2 protein-coding genes are annotated in these 709 nt (G+C 67.1%); both read right to left on the minus strand.

The window, feature by feature from the left end; all coding sequences use genetic code 11:
* Positions 1 to 312, minus strand: a 312-nt coding sequence (locus tag ACTNBB_RS09105) for a transposase (protein WP_441058004.1), incomplete at its 3' end; no start/stop codon positions are given.
* A 270-nt stretch (positions 313 to 582) separates the two neighbouring features.
* Positions 583 to 696 (minus strand): ATP-binding protein, encoded by a 114-nt coding sequence (locus tag ACTNBB_RS09110; RefSeq protein ID WP_368139607.1) that lies wholly within the window; start codon positions 694 to 696, stop codon positions 583 to 585.
* Between the last annotated feature and the right edge of the window lie 13 nt (positions 697 to 709).

A 709-nucleotide genomic window follows, 5' to 3' on the forward strand; every position in this document is an offset into this window, starting at 1 on the left:
TATCTCGAGGGGCACGCCCGTGTCCCTCGGCATGAGCTTCGGCTGGTGCCGTGCCGCGGCGTAGCACCATGAACCCTCAACGGCCAGCTTCCTCACGAGCGCGTTGCCCGCGCCGCTGATGCCTCCGAGCCGCACGGAGTCGCCACTCGACCTCTGACTCGGCGCGAGGCCGAAATAGGCCGTGACCTGCCTTCCGGAACGGAACCTCGTGAAGTCGCCGACCTCGGCCGAGAAGGCCGCGGCCAGCGCGAAGGCGCAGCCCTTGATCGACTGGAGGGCGGCCACCTCCGCGGCGATCGGGCTGGCATCCACGGCGGCCCTGTACTCGGAGAGCAGGTCCGCCCGGGCCTCCGCCGCGGCCTCGACCTCGTTCCTCAGGGCGGCGAGCGTCCGAACCCCGCCATCGTCCTCCGGCCTGACCTTGTCGAGCCACCTCAGGAAGTCGTAGGTCCAGTACTTCCTCGGGTTGCCGGCGGGCGTGTGTTAGCGTCAATCTATTTTTCACCAGTTTCGCTAAACAGGCGCGCCGTTCGCGCAAAGGCGGTTTCACCGGTTGCGCTAACGTATTTTCACCGATTCCGGTCACGGCTTGACGGGACCGTCCCTCGGCAGGTCCTTCAGCCTGTAGGACCTGCCGGTTATCTTGACCAGGTGGCAGTGGTGGCACACCCTGTCCGCGATCGCGCTCGCCGCCACGTCGTCCCCGAAC

It is taken from the genome of Collinsella sp. HCP28S3_B9, from assembly GCF_052066095.1.
Lineage (GTDB): Bacteria > Actinomycetota > Coriobacteriia > Coriobacteriales > Coriobacteriaceae > Collinsella.